The 15,625-nt window shown below is 55.1% G+C and carries 19 protein-coding genes; 4 read left to right on the top strand and 15 right to left on the bottom strand.

What is annotated here, in order from left to right; translation table 11 throughout:
- Positions 1–47 precede the first annotated feature (47 nt).
- A complete protein-coding gene (locus AQZ49_RS06565; protein ID WP_067614133.1) occupies positions 48–275 on the top strand; it encodes a hypothetical protein in 228 nt (75 codons plus the stop codon).
- 70 nt (positions 276–345) lie between these two features.
- On the top strand, positions 346–609 hold the full coding sequence (locus AQZ49_RS21725) for a hypothetical protein (protein ID WP_231738962.1): 264 nt from the start codon (positions 346–348) through the stop codon (positions 607–609).
- A gap of 51 nt (positions 610–660) precedes the next feature.
- On the opposite strand, the gene AQZ49_RS06560 is transcribed toward AQZ49_RS21725, so the two are convergent.
- The 9 genes from AQZ49_RS06560 to AQZ49_RS22170 form a co-directional block, all read right to left on the bottom strand.
- Positions 661–1,836 carry an AAA family ATPase gene (locus AQZ49_RS06560; protein ID WP_082701599.1) on the bottom strand — a complete coding sequence of 392 codons (1,176 nt, stop codon included), beginning with the start codon at positions 1,834–1,836 and terminating at the stop codon, positions 661–663.
- Complete coding sequence (locus tag AQZ49_RS21720) at positions 1,833–2,759, bottom strand: DNA-primase RepB domain-containing protein (RefSeq protein WP_082701598.1); 927 nt, start codon at positions 2,757–2,759, stop codon at positions 1,833–1,835. The genes AQZ49_RS06560 and AQZ49_RS21720 overlap by 4 nt, the downstream gene beginning before the upstream one ends.
- Entirely contained in the window at positions 2,759–2,968 is a 210-nt protein-coding gene (locus AQZ49_RS21715) for a helix-turn-helix transcriptional regulator (protein ID WP_231738959.1), read from the bottom strand. The genes AQZ49_RS21720 and AQZ49_RS21715 overlap by 1 nt, the downstream gene beginning before the upstream one ends.
- A 96-nt stretch (positions 2,969–3,064) precedes the next feature.
- Positions 3,065–3,715: a hypothetical protein gene (locus AQZ49_RS06545; protein ID WP_067614125.1), complete on the bottom strand. Its 651-nt coding sequence runs from the start codon at positions 3,713–3,715 to the stop codon at positions 3,065–3,067.
- Between the two features lie 91 nt (positions 3,716–3,806).
- Positions 3,807–4,310 carry a GNAT family N-acetyltransferase gene (locus AQZ49_RS06540; protein ID WP_067614123.1) on the bottom strand — a complete coding sequence of 168 codons (504 nt, stop codon included), beginning with the start codon at positions 4,308–4,310 and terminating at the stop codon, positions 3,807–3,809.
- Entirely contained in the window at positions 4,298–4,594 is a 297-nt protein-coding gene (locus tag AQZ49_RS06535; RefSeq protein WP_082701596.1) for a type II toxin-antitoxin system TacA family antitoxin, read from the bottom strand. Before AQZ49_RS06535 ends, AQZ49_RS06540 begins: the two co-directional genes overlap by 13 nt.
- Before the next feature lie 50 nt (positions 4,595–4,644).
- On the bottom strand, positions 4,645–5,799 hold the full coding sequence (locus AQZ49_RS06530) for a tyrosine-type recombinase/integrase (RefSeq protein WP_067614121.1): 1,155 nt from the start codon (positions 5,797–5,799) through the stop codon (positions 4,645–4,647).
- A 301-nt stretch (positions 5,800–6,100) separates the two neighbouring features.
- The gene (locus AQZ49_RS22175; protein ID WP_156428170.1) at positions 6,101–7,366 is read right to left on the bottom strand and encodes a hypothetical protein; all 1,266 of its coding nucleotides are present in this window, start codon (positions 7,364–7,366) and stop codon (positions 6,101–6,103) included.
- A gap of 521 nt (positions 7,367–7,887) precedes the next feature.
- Complete coding sequence (locus AQZ49_RS22170) at positions 7,888–8,541, bottom strand: C40 family peptidase (RefSeq protein WP_156428169.1); 654 nt, start codon at positions 8,539–8,541, stop codon at positions 7,888–7,890.
- 407 nt (positions 8,542–8,948) lie between these two features.
- Between AQZ49_RS22170 and AQZ49_RS06525 the strand changes: the two genes are divergently transcribed.
- The gene (locus AQZ49_RS06525) at positions 8,949–9,914 is read left to right on the top strand and encodes a DUF4268 domain-containing protein (protein WP_197410949.1); all 966 of its coding nucleotides are present in this window, start codon (positions 8,949–8,951) and stop codon (positions 9,912–9,914) included.
- 399 nt (positions 9,915–10,313) lie between these two features.
- Here the strand turns inward: AQZ49_RS06525 and AQZ49_RS21710 are convergent, their stop codons facing one another.
- The 4 genes from AQZ49_RS21710 to AQZ49_RS06510 all read right to left on the bottom strand — a co-directional run bounded on the left by AQZ49_RS21710 (position 10,314) and on the right by AQZ49_RS06510 (position 13,265).
- On the bottom strand, positions 10,314–10,637 hold the full coding sequence (locus AQZ49_RS21710) for an HNH endonuclease (RefSeq protein ID WP_082701595.1): 324 nt from the start codon (positions 10,635–10,637) through the stop codon (positions 10,314–10,316).
- Between the two features lie 241 nt (positions 10,638–10,878).
- Entirely contained in the window at positions 10,879–11,715 is an 837-nt protein-coding gene (locus AQZ49_RS06520) for an alpha/beta fold hydrolase (RefSeq protein WP_156428186.1), read from the bottom strand.
- 481 nt (positions 11,716–12,196) lie between these two features.
- Positions 12,197–12,805: an FMN-dependent NADH-azoreductase gene (locus tag AQZ49_RS06515; protein ID WP_067614115.1), complete on the bottom strand. Its 609-nt coding sequence runs from the start codon at positions 12,803–12,805 to the stop codon at positions 12,197–12,199.
- Positions 12,806–12,839: 34 nt separating this feature from the next.
- On the bottom strand, positions 12,840–13,265 hold the full coding sequence (locus AQZ49_RS06510; RefSeq protein ID WP_067614113.1) for a nuclear transport factor 2 family protein: 426 nt from the start codon (positions 13,263–13,265) through the stop codon (positions 12,840–12,842).
- A gap of 116 nt (positions 13,266–13,381) precedes the next feature.
- On the opposite strand from AQZ49_RS06510, the gene AQZ49_RS06505 reads away from it, so the two are divergent.
- A complete protein-coding gene (locus AQZ49_RS06505) occupies positions 13,382–13,789 on the top strand; it encodes a winged helix-turn-helix transcriptional regulator (protein ID WP_082701594.1) in 408 nt (135 codons plus the stop codon).
- Here the strand turns inward: AQZ49_RS06505 and AQZ49_RS06500 are convergent.
- Together AQZ49_RS06500 and AQZ49_RS06495 are read right to left on the bottom strand one after the other, a co-directional pair.
- Entirely contained in the window at positions 13,786–14,580 is a 795-nt protein-coding gene (locus AQZ49_RS06500) for a substrate-binding domain-containing protein (protein ID WP_067614109.1), read from the bottom strand. The genes AQZ49_RS06505 and AQZ49_RS06500 overlap by 4 nt on opposite strands.
- Positions 14,581–14,617: 37 nt before the next feature.
- Positions 14,618–15,604: a malate dehydrogenase gene (locus AQZ49_RS06495; RefSeq protein WP_067614107.1), complete on the bottom strand. Its 987-nt coding sequence runs from the start codon at positions 15,602–15,604 to the stop codon at positions 14,618–14,620.
- Between the last annotated feature and the right edge of the window lie 21 nt (positions 15,605–15,625).

The raw sequence follows: 15,625 nt of genomic DNA, 5'->3' as shown, positions 1-15,625 counted from the left end.
GGTCGTTGTCTTATGAAGTTGATGGTCTAAAAAAGGAGATCATCACAATGCCCGCCGACGAACCACTCGATTGCCTCCACATTTTCAGTCACGCGCAAGCTCTGTTTCCGGGTGCGACAATTGACGTGATCCACACACCCGACGAAATTATCCACCTCGACGTAAACGGGCATCGCTACACCTTCGAGAGCGGCAGCGACGATGACGAGTATGTTTTTTCCGACGGGGAAACGACTTTCACGATTCCGCTGATGGATTTTGATGAAGATTTCTAGGATTTGGCCTGACAAACCTTCCAAACCCGTCTTAATCGAGATGTCGGCAATCAACCAAGGAGCCGACAATATGACGACGACCAATTCCAAATCGACCGCCCCGCAACCCGAAGCCACAGGTGCTGTGGAATTTATCACACTTGAGCATGTCGCCCGTGAGGCGGGCATTTCCCCACGCGAGGCCCGGATGATGCTGCGCCTTGCTGCAAAACAGACAAAGCAATATCCGAACCTCGGCAAGGAACACGAACCGCGCCAGCCGTGGCAATGGTTGCCGGGGTCAAAGTCGCTCGAAGAGGCACGAAAAGCGCTTACACAAGCTGACGCCGGATGATCGAAAGAGCGCCAAACACATATATACAAATGTTTGGCGCTCTTTGGCATCTCACAATGACCACAGTGCGCCGGGCCCCCGTGCAGCCTTGACGCCAGCAATGGGCTTCGCACGGTCGATGGTTCGCTCGCTAAAGCCTTTGCCCTTTAGGTGATCCATGGCCTCACTTGCCTTCATTGGCCCCGCTGCGAGAAGCTCGACTATGACTTCTGCTGCGGTTTGGTCGGCATTCTGTTTCGCTTCCGCCTGCATAAGCTGGTCGGCAGTTTCACTGAGTTCTGACAACCATTTGATTTTCGGCACGGAGGCGCCTTCGCGCGCCTCGATCTCGAAGGTAAGAGAAGGGCCCGGCTTTGACCAGTTTGCCTTGGGGTGTGCAAAGACCTTTGTGTTCGGGTCTATGCGGTGCGGAAAAACGATCAGACCCGATCGCACGGCGGCGATGAAATCTATAGAACCCTGCCCGGCTTCAATCGCAAAAGCAGAGCCTCCCTTGCGCAAATGCCGGACCAGCAAGATTGCAATATTCATTTCGCGCGCCAACAATGCTAATGGCTGCATGAAGCTGCGGACTTCCGTCGCCTTGTATGTGTTCGTTTCCTCACTCATGAACGGTGGGAGTGGATCGATTATTGCCAGTTCCGGTGGATAATCGAGAAGCTCCTTGCGCAGCAGCGCGCGGCCTTTTTCGTCCATAGGGTGCAAGTTCGCCATAAAGCGGATTTTTGCCAGATTGGCGCCCTGCGCCTCCAAGCGAGGCCGCAATACCCGATCGGCATCGTCTTCGGGCGCCATGAATAGCACCCTGCCTTTGGGCACCTCATACCGTTTGGCAAACAGCTTGCCGCTTGTCACCGCTGCGGCAAGATGGGTGGTGATCATTGATTTGCCCTGCCCGGGATGCCCGTCGAGCATGGTCAGCGCACCGCGAGGGATAAAGGGGTCTACCAAAAACTCAGGCTCCCTCGCTTCGACCTCGTGGAGGTTTTGAAAATATTCTTCTTTCTCCTCCGCATCAAAGCGCGACCACGCATCGCGGAATGCTTCCGTGAATTTTTCATCGCCGAGTGGCGGTACATTTATTTGTTCGTTTAGCGTAATTGCCAAGGCCTTGGCTTGCGCCTTTGACAATCCTCTCGCCCCCCAAGCTGACGTAGAAATTGCGATCTCACGCTGGCGGCTGTCGCCCTTCAAACGGAGTTTGCTGTTGTTCTGATTGCGACTCATCGTCCCGCCTCCACCTTGGCGCGGATGGTCACGACTTCGCGCTCTGCCATTGGCTGATTGTCACCGTGCTTTTCCAAGAAGTGCGGGTTGGCCAAGATAACACAGACGATTTCTGCATCAGTTGCACCAGCCAAAACGAAAGCTGAAACGATTATGAAAATGGCGTCGGACCGGTCTGGATAAATGGCCCGCGTTGCCATTGTCAGCGTTCGCGCACGCAACTCCAAATGCTTCCTGTAGCGCTGGATAATCTCCTTCGAATCGAGCCCGGTCAGGTCTGCACTCCCAATGATGGCAGCCTTCGGCGCGATCGGGCGAATTTCAGCAAGACTAGTTGGAAGGCGTTGCTGAGCGGCGGAGAATGACAGCAACTTGACCCAAGGCCGGTCATATTTAGGCTTAAGGTTGCGCGTGCCAGGAATACGCAGCATTTTGGTCACCGACCATCCCCCCCTGTCGCCGCCGTCTTTGGTGACGATGTTGCGGGAATACTGCTCAGCGACATCGCCAGGATAAACCTGGTCCCAAATCCAGAGCCCTTGATGCCGACCCGGCGACGTTTGCCATAGAATGTGAGGCTGAGGGTCGTAGTTGGCTACTGAATTGTCATCGATGTCGCACCATGCGTAACGGGTGCGGTTCGCAAAAATTGTCTTCCGTTCTTGTTTGGAAAATGAATTTGGGCAAAAATAAAGATTGTACCGATCTGCGGGGTAATTTTCCAATATCGTCGCAATTTTATTTTTCCTATCGCCTCGGATTGTATGGTCTTTCCAAAGCCCGTTATCATTCATTGTTCCGACAAATGTGTATTCTGACGGGTGATAATCACCCCAGACTCGCATGAGAAACTGAATGATGGCTTTGCGCGTTTCGGCTGAATTGCTGGGATTGGCGAGGGGGTGCAGCTTTGATGGGATCATCACGCGACCTCCCGAGCTGCGGCAAGCGATGCGATGTGGGCGTGAACCTCATCTGCCAGCCATGCGACGCTGTGAGCACCAAATCGAATGCGCCGGGGGAATTGCCCCTTCGCTTCGAGTCGCAGAAGCGTTGAGTTCGACATCGAAATGCCGAGCTTATTCAGACCATTTCGGTCGATAACGATTTTATTATTGAGTATTGTCACCACGATTACTCCGTTTGTGATGACAATGTATTATTCACATATTTTTGCCGAAGGCGATAGTGGCAAATGAAAGTGCCACCCGAAATTCGCTTGGAACGTTCATTTGCGTCGATTTTGATCGACCAGTTCCTTGATCAACCGGTCAAGGGAATCCGCCTTGCCGGTGATGGCTTCGAAGACCATTCGGACGATGGCCGGATAGCGGCCATGGAACCCTTTGGGTTCTTTCAAGTAGGTGCCACGGCTTGGCTTGAGCTCGGGGACGACTTCCTTCAAAACCTTCGCAATATCCGTGACGATATGGAACTGAAGGAACTCGTTGAATGGCAGCCCCGTTCGGCGGTGCACTACCAGATTGATGACCACATTTTGTGCCATTTGCCGCAGGTTTTCCAACTGAGCCCGCGCAGCGTCGTAATCCGGCTTGAGTTCATCGATGACATCGTTTGGCCACAGGGAAAACCAAGCCCGATTTTCCGGGCTTAGCGCGTCAATCAGGCGCTTGAGCGGGTTCAAAACCTCAATGTCGAGCCAGTCCACGCGCTCAGTCAGCGTCGCGTCGAACGGGGCAAACCTGTCGAACTCGTTGGGCATTGAAGACAGGACATCACGGTAATAAGCCGCAAGGTAGTCCAACCGTTCCGCCAAAATCGCTTGTCGATCCGGGTCCGTGATCTTGGCTTCATCGATGATGGCCTTGAGCACGCGGCGAGGAAAGGCGGGCTCTATCGGTTCGACTGGTTCGGTCATGATCAGTTCGCTGCCATACCTCTTTCACCAAATTGCGGGCCGCAGAATTCCATGCGTGGGTGACGAATGTTGGCGCGTTTGCTCCGATATCTCATAGGCTTGCCTCAAGATCGCCGAGCGGGATCATCAAGGTCAGTTCGTTTGTCGGCGATGGTAGCATGCCCATGTTGAGGTAAAACGCTTTGGCATCCTCCGAAATGGCGTGCACCACCAAGCCCCTGATGCCGATTTCGCTGGCGGCGGCAAGGACGCGCAAAGCTGCATCGCGCATCAAGCCACGGCCAATGCTCCGCCCTTGATAGCCCCGGTCAACTGCAAGGCGGGCCAGCACGACCACGGGAATTGGATCGGGCATGTTGCGACGCATGCGCCCGGTGGCGTCGCTGCAGGCAATAGCGCTGGATGCCAACGCATAGTACCCGACGACCCGATTGTCGGCACAGGTTACGAAGACACGGCTGGCGCCTGCGATTTGATTGGGGCGAGCGCGCCGCAACAGCCAATCATCAAGCGTTGGCACGCCTGATCGGAATTCGTCCAAATTGTGATGATCGGCAAGCAACGCCGGGGTAGAAAGGGCGGTCACTGATCCCATGGCGCCTTCGTGTGCATGAGCTTGCGCAGCTTGTCATTGCTCTCCGGCGCACGGTCCAAGGCGGCCAGGAAGCGGTCGTAGCTTTCCTGATCGACCATAATCACCCGCTGGTCCAAAATGGCTTCCTCAGCCGCGCGGCGCGCCGCCTCGATCATGAAGTCCGTTCGGGAACGGCCCTGAATGGTCGCCGCCTTATCGATTAGCGCACGGGTGTCTTCGCGAACCCGAAGATTGACCGCCTTTAGCTCTTGCGCCCGGCCTGCGCGGTCGGTGGACATATCCATCGCGAACTCCTTTCCGTGCGATGATATCACGAATGATACACGCTGTGTATCTAATTCTGTCTCGCGAGTTTGGCGAGCGTTTCGCCCCATTGTTCCAAGGCGTCGCGCTTCTCGGTGTCGTAGCCATAGCGATTATACACCGCCGCCACGCCTGAAATCGTGCCCGAGATGTGGTTCAAGACCTTTTCGATGATGTGCGGCGCGACCTTTGCCCGGGCCATGCCTGAGGCGGCTGTACGGCGCAGATCGTGGAACCGCCAGTTGGTCGTCCCCGAAATCTCATGCATACGCCGTATGGCCTTTGTGAATCCGTTGATCGGCACCCGGCCATTGGTGGTGAACACGATGTCGCATCCAGCGTAGCGCGGGACTTCGCCCAGCAGTTGCAGGGCAAACGCGCTGAGTGGCACGGCATGGGGCTTGCCGTTCTTCGACAAGTGGCTGGGAATGACCCATTCCTTCTGGTCGAGATTGATTTCGCTCCAACGCATTTCATTCAATTCGCCCCGGCGTTGCGCGGTTGCCAGCAGCAGGGGAGCAAATTGCCGATATGGGTATGGTTCGGCCTCGCAGGCTTTCAGGAGGGCCGTGATTTCGGCATCGGTCAGGACGCGGTCGCGCGCTTGCTCCCGTGTCGGTGCCCGCAGGCCCAGCACAGGCGAAGCATCGACGATGCCGCGTTCGACACACCAATTGAACAGTTTGCGCAAATGCGAATGGATGCGGTTCGCCTGATAGGCTGATCCACGTTCCACAGCGCCGTCGATCAAAGACATGATGTCTGGGCGGGTGAGGTGTCGGATGTCGCGCTGGCCGAACACTGGCACGAGTTCGCGTTGCAGAATGCGCTCGGCCTCACGCCAACTGCGATTGCGCGGGCGTGCGTAAATCCGAATGAACTCGGTGCAGATTGCCTCGACACGCATATCCAACTGGCGACGCTTTGCTGCGGGATCGACACCTTCATCGACCAAACGCCGCGCTTCGATCGCCCGAGTGCGGGCTTCGGCAAGGCTCAACCGCGGGTAAACACCTACATCCATGCGGCGCTGTTTGACACCATAGCGGTATTTGACCGTGAAGACCTTCTTGCCGGTCGGATACACGCGAACGCTGAAGCCAGGGCATAGAAGGTCGTGGACCTCATATCGCTTGTCCTGTGGTTTCAGCGCGTCGATTGCTTTCGCATTGAGTGCCTTGCGCATGTGCCGTTCCTTTCAACGGCACCTCAATAATCACGCAATTCGCATAATCTCAAAGAAAATCCTGAGCATAGGATGACCTGAAACGGAAAAGTTCGGCCTGCACTGACCTGCAACGGACCGGGGGTGGGTGGAACCAAATTTCAGTACGCGTGCCCACACCAAGCGCCGCGATTCGGATTGGCAATTTTGAACGTCAGGCGATTACATGAATCGTACCTAACAATGTAGCAGAAACTTTCACCGGAATTTTCAATTCACTACAATAGAAGGCGCAGTTTGAACAAATAAATTTTCCAAAAACTCAACTACGGAAAGTAAATTTATTTATCACGCACAATTTTGGATTAATACCTACGTTTTTACACCGGGCGATTGCTCTAGCATTGGCGAGCGCAAGACTCGCATCAGGTGAAACTATATAAGAGTTGTGATGTGTATTTTTGGTATCATTCGATCCACCAATACGCAAAATTGTTGAATCAAATGATTTTCCCGCTTTAATATCAGCACTAATAATTGCCGCCAATTCGCGCTGTGGGCCCATCATATTTATATCACTGCCTGATAGATTAGAGAGCGCCTCTAAGTGACTTGGAGTTACTTGGATAATATGTTGCCCAGCTACTGTTTTTTGCGGCATATCATATGCAATAGTTTCAATTACAACCTGGGGGTTGTTTAATACAGAGAGGGGGTTTGTAACCTTCGAGCAATCGACCGCACTGCCTTGTTCGGCATAACTTACTGAGCCACCGGTCAGATAGAAACAATAACGTTTTTGCCCCGCGGGGATCGGGCCTACTCCGGATGCAATTGTAGAAACATCGATGACACCGTCCGGCCTATTTCCACTTGTAACAAAAAGGCCACCACCTGATTGAAAATCATACAAAATAGCGTAAGTGCCTTCATGTAATTGAGTTGCCTTACAGGTCCCATTGCCTGCGAAAAGGTCGTTATTAACTGCTGCTAACGCCTGAGAGTTTTTTGGATCAGATTCTGAATTTTGAAGCTGAGACACAAAATTTCCAAAATATTGTACGCCTTGCTCATAAGGATTGGCGGGAATAGGCAAGCTCTTGGTGAAAGATATCAATGAAGTTATTGTGCTCGATAGGCTATTGCTTCCTGTTATATCTATAAAACTGACGTCAAGACCGACGTTAGAATAGGGATTTCCGCTATTATCTGAGAAATTATAGTTGGTTAGAATTGGAAATTGATGAACTGGTATTTCTAAAACATCACCCTTTCCGACAGGAGTCAGAGAAAGAGCTCTTGGAAATGAAAATGTACCTTGGTTAGGGCCAGTCGGCCCTAGCATTGTGACATCTATTTTGACGCCTATATTCTTAGTTTCCGAAAACCAGCTCGAATACCTTTGGGCTTTTAGGTCCAATACCAGCATGGATACGGATTGTTTTGTTACGTCAATGCAATCGCTACCATTAGGGTCTACGACGGGAACGATGATGCCACCACTTACTGTCCCTGGGTCCGCATGAGCTGCCTTCGCTATTCCCAAGCTAATGCAAGCTAGAACGGAGATAAATGATCTCAAGTTCATATACCGCCTCCTTGCAAAATATCAAACTATGGTCGTTCATATTCAATTCGACAGTAAATATTTTATGTTAATAAATGCACAAATAATGGCAATTCATTTATAAAACTGCGTCGCCATGATAGGCTGTTTTCAATTGAATAATTCAATGCCCATCATAATTTGGCGATTTAACGCATAAAATAATATTTATAAATTAAAAAATATTAAATATGAAATTTATTATAGATAATAAATATAGAAATTGCCAAATATATTTTAAAGTTCATATCTATCATTGGTGTGATTAATTTCAATAAAGGCAGGCGTGGGTCTATCAATATTGCCTTCAATGATTATTCATGTAACGTAAGCGCCAAATAAGAGAAATCAGCATGCATGTTATCGCGTCAAAATGTTTTTGATAAGCGTTCACAGGCCTGTTCCAATGCTATCCGGCAGGGCAATTTCGCTGCCGCCAGAGCAATCTTGAAAGACTGCAATCAACCAATTTCGGTTAGTAGACATTCAAATTGCATACCCGATCACCTTAGTAATTGAGGACCGTTCACTGCACGCGATGGGGGTGGTTCTTTTGTCGGAGCGCGAACGGGTGCCGGTGGTCGGATGTAGGCGGCGACATGCCAGCCACTGATCGCTTTGTTGTTTACGTCGTATTGCCGCGTGTCGAGAGGCATCCGCTCCTCGTTGATCGCACTGACGGGCACCTTTGGGCAATTAGACGTGATCTTCAAATCCTGGTTGCCGCCCAATCCAATAATATGGTTTGCGTCCAGTTGGCTGCGAAAGACGGTGACATGGCCATGTCCCGCGTCCTTGGGGGCATCGTCGGTGAATACAACAATATCGCCCGATATTGGGACGGCGACCTGCGTGCCCCAGCCACTGAGAAAAGCCTGCGAGCTTTCAACATCAGCGGGAGTATCGCGGCCAGAGCGTTTCAAAGCCCAACCCAAGCAGATAGCGCACCATTGAGAGCAATCTGTTGACTCCCCCTTGTAGCCCATATCGCGCCACATACGCAGGATGAGCGGATTTGTATAATTCGACCATCGATAGCTAAATGGCTCCCCATCCGGGCTTCTGAATGCCAGATTGGTCCTCAGGGCTTCCAACGCTTCCATGATTGCAACATAGTCATTGGTAACGGGAAGAGTTCGAATCACATCTTCCGCCATGTCATCGTATTTTGGACCAGCAGGGATTATACCTTCGGGGCTCGCCTTAGGTTCGGAAGCGAATGACGGTGAGAATCGGAAGGCCGCACTAGCGGCTATTCCCAGCACGAACGAACGCCTCTTCATAGTCGCCCCCGACTCGATGATCGGCCAACAGTTCACGCAGGTTTCAAGGCAGAGTCAATCAGGAACGCTGTAGCTGCTAACCGGCAAAGCCCCCAGCGCCTCAGGGTAGTTTGTCCAACCGGAATCGAAGACGTTGAATGCTTTTGGTGTTAGGGCTGCGAACTGGTCTAACTGTGACAACGTTGCTAGAAACGCTGAATTAACATTAGAAGATGGTGCAAAAATCTGTCGAAAATGTGGGGTAGTAGGTTATGTCTAATGCACTTGGGCGCCTGACACGCGTGGAACTCCGCGAAATCTGGACCGGCGAAGCTACAGATTTTACGCCATGGCTTGCGCATGAAGAAAATTTGACGGTTCTCGGCGAGGCGCTGGGACTGGAGCTTGAGCTTGAAGCGCAGGAAAAAGCTGTTGGTCCGTTTAGTGCCGATATCCTATGCAAGGACATTGCGTCAGGCACATGGGTGCTGGTAGAAAATCAGCTTGAACGAACAGATCATAAGCACCTCGGGCAATTACTTACCTACGCGTCCGGGCTTGAGGCTGCGACGATCGTCTGGATCGCAAAGCGATTTGCCGATGAGCACCGTGCCACGCTCGACTGGCTGAATAGGATTACCGATGAGACATTTCGGTTCTTCGGCTTGGAGGTGGAGCTCTGGCGAATCGGCGAATCCCCTGCTGCGCCGAAGTTCAATATAATTTCCAAGCCCAACGATTGGTCCCGGTCAATGGCAACGGCGTCGCGCGTGATCGAAGAATCTGGAATGTCTGGAATCAGGTTACTTCAGCGAGATTTCTGGGCGTCATTAAATGACGAGCTCAACCGTCAAAAAGGGCCTGTTGCGGGCAATCGAAAGCCACAACCTCAACCATTTATGTCATATGCAATCGGTCGAAGTTCATTCAGTATTGGCGCAACGATGATGCGGCCTAGCCGCCAGATTCGCGCAAACTTGTGGATTGGCGGGGACCATCGGAATGCGTTCTTTGGTCTTCTCCAAGAGCAGCAAGAGGCTATCAATGGCGAATTGGGTTACCGCCTTATCTGGGAGCCGTTGCCTGAGTTGAGGGATAGCCGCATCAGTGTCTTCCTGAATGATGTCGATCCAGAGGACAGGCAAGATTGGTCGCGGCAGCATGCGTGGCTGGCTAAGCATGTTAATGACATTTACCGGGCTTTCTTTCAGCGCGTGAGGCTGCTCGATGCTGGCGCATGGGGCGGGGCGGATGGTGAGGAAAACTGAAGTAAGCGAAAGATGATCAGGTCCGGCGCCATGCGCATGCATCCCGATATTGTTAACTCCAGTTTTCATGGCGGGTGACCGAGCGGTGGCTGCTTGGACGGCTGGTTAAAAATGGCGTGAGAATTGGTTAGAGACCAAAGCGTGGGTCACAGCGGGGTATCAGAGGCAGGCAATTGCTTGCCACGGAATGGAAAGGTATGAAACGGTGTAATCCAATAGAGAGCGCAGAAATTCTTGATCTAAGATACGAAATGAAGTAATATGCAGCGATCTGCAAAGAAGTAATGGTCAGCTTTTAATCAGTAGGTCGCTGGTTCGAATCCAGCTGGGCTCACCATACTTTCAATAATTTATCCAGCGAGTGTTGACGCCGCCTCATGGCGGGGTCCCAGCGGGGCATCAGGTGATCAAAGCAAACGGCTTGATCGACAGCAGCTTTCCGTCGATTTCGAGCCCGAAGCTCTTTGGCATTCTCTCGATGCGAACATCTCCATGGTGCATTTGCCTGTGGCGGTTGGCGCAAAGTATGTTGATATTGCTCGCGCCAAGCGAGCCAATTCCCTGTTCTGAATCAGGTATTACGTGGTGGGCTTCAGCGTAGCGCTCGCCGTTGGGCTTGATAAAGCTTCCATGTCCAGTTCCAAGCGCATCGCAAATTTGGCAGGCGAACCCGTTCGGGCACCCGCTCGTGGTTGAACTGCGCGAGTTTTCGACGAGATACACGTCGTGCTAGACAATCGGCCCGTCTGCTTCGACGGATCTGGAGTACGCATCCGAGGCGACCGGTGCACCCGCAGTGGCCGTGGTAAAATACTTGACGCTCATGGCGAGTTTCTCCCGTTCGGCAGGCTGGACCTCTGGGCCGATAACGCGCGGACAGCGCGCGGCGAACGCCATGTTGGTCTGATGTGGTTTTGCCGGGATTGGTCCGGCGCCGGGCGAGGCCCGGCGCCGGATCGTCGCGTCAGCTCTTGATGAACGCCAGCAGGTCGGCGTTGATCACATCGGCTTGCGTGGTCGCCATGCCATGCGGGTAGCCGGGATAGATCTTGAGCACGCTGTTCTTGAGCAATTTGGCCTGAAGAACGGCCGCATCCTTGTAGGGAACCACCTGGTCGTCGTCGCCCTGCATGACCAGCGTCGGCACCCGGATCGCCTTGAGATCTTCGGTCTGGTCGGTTTCCGAAAAGGCCTTGATGCCTTCATAATGGGCCAGCGCGCTGCCCATCATGCCCTGTCGCCACCAGTTGTCGATAATCCCTTGCGAGATTTTCGCGCCCGGCCGGTTGAAGCCATAAAAGGGCCCGGTCGGCACATCGAGGAAAAACTGCGCGCGGTTTGCCGCGAGCGCTGCGCGAAAGCTGTCGAACACGTCCATCGGCGTGCCTTCGGGATTGGCGGCGGTCTTGAGCATCAGCGGCGGCACTGCACTGACCAGCACGGCCTTGGCCACGCGGCCCTGCGGTTGCCCGTGCCTTGCGACATAGCGCGCCACTTCGCCACCGCCGGTCGAATGACCGACATGGATGGCATTGCGAAGGTCGACATGTTCGGCGACGGCCGACGCGTCGGCGGCATAGTGATCCATGTCGTGGCCGGTATCGATCTGGCTCGAACGGCCGTGGCCGCGACGGTCATGGGCGACAACGCGGAAGCCGTGGGCAAGGAAGAACAGCATCTGATTGTCCCAGTCATCCGAACTGAGCGGCCAGCCGTGATGAAAATGAATGGGTTGCGCCGATCTCGGGCCCCAGTCCTTGTAGAAGATTTCTGCGCCGTCCGGCGTTGTCACGTATCCCATGTCTTTTCGCTCCTTTTGCCTGGTGTTTACGGCAGCGGCGGCCACCTGGCCAAAGCTGCGCGGAATGGCTGCAAGGACGCCTGCTGTGCCGCTGGCGGCAATGAGCGTGCGTCGGGTCAGAGTCATTTTGGCCATGACAGGCCCCTTTTTGTTCGGACGTCATGCGCAACTGCGCTGCGCCTGTGGTTGAACGGTTCGATCGAAGTGGTTTCCTGCCGATCCCCCCGATCGAGTGTAGCCAAAAGGCGCCCTGCGGCCCGCCAGGTGTGGGCCGCAGGGCTTAGGTACGCCCGCAACGCGAATTGGCGGGGTTCGGGGCTTCGCGTTTGCGGGCGACTACCGGCGGGAGAGTTTTCCGTCGGCGCCTATCGGGAAGAGTATCGATTCGGCCGGTGGTTTTCTTGTGTGTATGTTGGGAAATTTGCAAAATCGCACGTCGATGTCGTGCATGCGCGCACCCCGTCGAAGTCAGCGCGCGCGTTCAGGCAGCAAGGCTCTCGATGGCAGCAAAGGCGTTGGGCACGGCCTGTTCGGCAAGCCCGGGGATATTCATGCCCTCGATGCGAATAGTCTCGACATCACTGATGCCGATGAAGCCAAGCACTTGTTTCAGGTAGGGTTCGACAAAGTCCCACGGGCGCCACGGGCCTTCGCTGAACACGCCGCCCGACGCCGGCAACAGGATGGCCTGTTTGCCCTGTGCAAGGCCGAGAACGCCTTCGCCAGCATACTGGAACGTGAGGCCGGGGCGCACGACCAGATCGATCCAGGCCTTGAGCACCGAGGGAATGCCGAAATTCCACATCGGGGTCGCGATCACCAGACAATCCGATGCGAGCAATTCGTCGGTCAATTCGTCTGACAGTCTTGCCAGTTCCGTCATCGGCGCGGGATTGGCGGGATCGCGTGCGGCGATCACACCGAGCGTTGCGCCGTCGAGATGTGGCAGCGGGGATGCGGCCAGATCGCGGCGGATCAGCCGAGCGGCGGGATGGGCCGCGATCAGGTGTGCGGCCAGTCGGTCGGCGGCGGCGCGGCTGCCGGACGCCGGGCCGCGCGGGCTGACTTCGATCATCAGAATTTGTTTCATGAGCGGATCCTTTTGAATGGGGGAATGATGGTGGTCAGGCACTCAGCGCGTTCCATGCCGCAAGCGAGTCCATATAATCGCGCCATTGCACGATCTTGCGGTCGCTGATTGTGGCAATCGAGCAGAAGCGGTTGTGGTAAGCTCGTCCGGTAGAAAGAATTGTGCCGTGTACTTCGTATTCGAGCACGACAACCTGGCCGTTTTCTGCACGCATCGTCACCAGATCGCTGGTCGAGTTCAGAGCGATATTCTGAACATAACTGGCAAACATGGCCATCAGGTCTGCGCGTCCACTGGTGATGCGTGGCCAGCCTGGAAATTCGTAGCGCACTTCGTAAATGATGTCGGGTGCGACAATGTCGAAGAAGTGTTCGCCATCGACCAGATCACCCATCGCCTCGCGCACCACGTTGAAATAGGGTTCGGCAGGAGCATATTTCGCGTAATTCGAATGCGTCATCGTGTTTTCCCCGGCTCTCTGCAAGGTTGCTTACCGAACGTGAGTGTCATATAGATGAGAAGTGCCTTCTGAAAAAGAAGGCACTTTGAAATCAGTCACACACACCGAGGTAAGCGATGGCAAAGTCTCCAAAAAACGCCGTTCTCGACCCGGCTGCGGTTTGTCGCAGCTCTGATCCGGTGGCCGTGCGCGAGCTGCTGACCAAAGTGGGCGACAAATGGACGATCTTCGTGATGCTCTCGCTCGATCTGTTAGGGGGACGCGCCCGCTTTTCGGCCCTTGAGCGCGCCATTCCCGGTATTTCTCAGCGGATGTTGTCGGTCACGCTGAAGAATCTCGAACGCGACGGGCTGGTTGTGCGCGAAGTGTTCGCCGAAGTGCCGCCGCGCGTCGAGTATGAGATCACTGAACTAGGCAATAGTCTGCTTGGTCCAACGCAAGCGCTGGTCGATTGGGCTAAAGCATGTTGGGAGCAAGTGCGGGAGGCGCAAGTGAATTACGATTCGCGGCAGAACGCCGCCTAACGCGTCCAGCCTTCGGTCTGCATGATCGCCGCGCCGCGTGCGCTCATCAGAAAGGCGATGAACCTGTGCGCCTGTGGGTCGGCATCGGGGGCCATCACCAGATTGAGATCGCGCCAGATTGTGCGTGATGGCGCCAGCGGGACCAGATCGGCTTTGTCCGCATGGGTGATCGGCCAATCGGGCCAGGTGATCCAGGCATCGGCATCCTGTTCGACAAACGCCTTGTAGCTGGCGCCGCTGCCTTTGCCGAACGCGATGATATGGCGGCGCAGCGTCGCCATGTCGGACAGATGGCCAAGCCGGCCCGCCACATCTTCCCACACCCCGGTGCCAGACGTGTTGGCAACGCCCGCGCCTTCGGTCACGACCACGCGCATGCCGTCTTTCAACAGATCGTCAAACCCGGCGATATGTTTGGGATTGCCCTTCTTCACTGCGATGATCGCCGGGCGCAGATAGACCGGCATGACATCGCTCGAGGCAAAATCTTTGTAGGTTTCGAGCAAGGCGGTGATTTCCTCTTCGGATGTGCCCCACACGATATCGGCGTCGGCTTGCGCGTGTTTCGACCAGGTTGGTTCGGGGCCGGCGGTGATCACAACGTCGATGCCGGTTTCCTGGTGAAACACCGCCGCCACTTTGCGCAGCGCGGTATCGGGGCCGCCCGCGCCATAGAGCCGCACCACGCCGTCGCGGGCATTGTGGACGATGGTCGGATCGGGAGTTTCATGCGCACTGGTGGCGCAAGTTGGCAAGGCCGCCAGCGCCACAGCGCAAAGCAGCATCTTCATTCTGCTCACGGATATGTCCTTTGCTTGGCGTAAAGTCTTATTCGGTCAGGATTGCGGTTACCGCGTCGCGTTCGTCGATCAGTTCGGCGACTGTGCGTGCGATCATGCTGCGCGCATAGGCATCGGGTTCCAGCCCGCCGATGCGGGTGTATTCGCCCGCTTCGCACGTGACCGGCACGCCGCAGAACAAGCCCTCGGGGATGTCGTATGCGCCGTCTGATGCCACTGCCATCGATACCCAGCGCCCGTCGGTGCCGCTGATCCAGTCGCGCATCTGGTCGATCGCGGCATTGGCGGCCGATGCCGCCGACGACAGCCCGCGCGCTTCGATGATCGCGGTGCCGCGCTGGGCGACGGTGGGGATGAACGTGTTGCGATACCAGTCGTCATCGCCAATCGCGGCGGGCAGGGGCTGGCCCGCGACGGTCGCCTGGCTCCAGTCGGCAAACATTGTCGGCGAATGGTTGCCCCAGACCACCAGATGCTCGATTGCACCCAGCCCGACGCCCAGTTTCTCGGCCAGCATTGCCAGCGCGCGGTTGTGATCGAGCCGGATCATCGATGAAATATTGGCCTTGGGAAAACCGGGCGCGCTGTGCGCCAGGATATAGGCGTTGGTGTTGGCCGGATTGCCGACCACCAGAACTTTGGCCTCGCGTTTGGCGACCTGGTCGAGGGCGCGGCCCTGCACCTGAAAGATCCGCGCATTGGCCGCAAGCAGATCGCGCCGCTCCATGCCTTTGCCGCGCGGACGCGATCCGACCAGGATTGCCGCATCGATGTCGTCAAAAGCGACCAGCGGATCGTCGGTGACGACAATCTGGTCCAGCAGCGCAAAAGCGCAATCGCGCAATTCCATCACCACGCCGTGCACTGCAGCTTGGGCCTGCGGCACATCGAGCAAGTGGAGCGTGACGGGCTGGTCCAGCCCGAACAGGTCACCGCGCGCAATGCGGAACAACAGCGAATAGCAGATCTGGCCTGCTGCGCCCGAGACGGCGACTTTCATCGCTATTCTGGTCATGGGGTGAGTCCTTTTGCGGTG

Source organism: Novosphingobium sp. FSW06-99 (assembly GCF_001519065.1).
Lineage (GTDB): Bacteria > Pseudomonadota > Alphaproteobacteria > Sphingomonadales > Sphingomonadaceae > Novosphingobium.
This window is presented reverse-complemented; position numbering and strand designations above follow the sequence as displayed.